1 protein-coding gene is annotated in these 1,125 nt (G+C 45.0%); it reads left to right on the top strand.

Features of this window, described 5'->3' with window-relative positions; all coding sequences use genetic code 11:
* Window positions 1-1,107: Ig-like domain-containing protein (locus GRP75_RS27660; RefSeq protein WP_237449238.1), on the top strand; the 1,107-nt coding region annotated here is incomplete at its 5' end.
* Window positions 1,108-1,125: the final 18 nt, after the last annotated feature.

The following is a 1,125-nucleotide window of genomic DNA, read 5'->3' on the forward strand; positions in this document are numbered from 1 at the left end:
GAGCGTATGAAACGTATGAGCAAACGGAGTACCTTCTTACTTGCTTTGCTGATGTTTGTATTTGCAGCATGGCCAGCGGGTTTGATCCGGGCTGAGGAGAGTACGACTTCCACGGTACAGTGGGACAGTCAAAATCCGACTACATTGAATCTGGGTGGAAGCCCCGCTCAATTAAAAGTGTGGTCATTGACAGAAAAGGGCAAAGAAGATGTTACACAAAAAGCAGAATGGATCTCTGGGGATTCAAGCATTTTAAAGGTAGATAAGGGACTCATTACTCCTGTGTCAAAAGGGCAGATTAAGATTGTTGCCACATATGAGCAGCAAACGGTAAGTACAACGATTACAGTAAAATCGCCTTACAGCAAGCTGCAATTAAATCCGTCTAGTCCCATTAATTTGACGATTGGTGGAGAATCAAAGCAATTGACTGCTCAAGGTGTACTTACTGGAGGTGGGACGGAAAATGTATCCGGTGTCGAATGGACTTCTTCGAATGCGGCTGTTGCTACCGTTGAAGACGGTCTGGTTCGTCCACTTGCCAAAGGCGTGACTTACATTAAAGCAAGCAAAGATGAACTCAAAGCACAAACGATTGTGTATGTGCGTTCTTCTTCTCAGGCATTAGTATTGAATGCAACTGGGTCCAAATCGGTCTTTCTGGGTAGCTCTCCAATTCAGGTTAGTGCAACCGATGTCAACCTGACTGGCGGCAAGACAGATGTGACCAACACGGCAGAATGGACTTCCTCCAATCCGTTGGTTGCCACAGTCGAGCAAGGTAAAATCACACCGATGGATGCAGGCAATTCGACGATTACAGCGTCCTATCACGGTTTGAGCAAGACTCTGAAGATTAATGTACTTCCGACGGTTGAAAAACTGGTTTCAAGCAAAGCCAGTCTGACTCTCGAAACAGGAGGCAAAACTTCTCTTCCGAGTATATCTGCTTATTTGGTCAATGGAGCAAAAAAAGCAGTTCAATCCGATGTAAAATGGAGCTTAAGCAGTGAAAGTGCAGTTAAAATAGCAAATATAGAAAGCGCCAATCCGTCTGGCAACTCTCCGGAATATACAATCTTAACAGGCACAGATTTCGCCTGCTGAGTTACCGGAATTTCAACG

It is taken from the genome of Paenibacillus sp. OT2-17 (assembly GCF_009827695.1).
In the GTDB taxonomy this organism is placed as follows: domain Bacteria; phylum Bacillota; class Bacilli; order Paenibacillales; family Paenibacillaceae; genus Paenibacillus; species Paenibacillus polymyxa_B.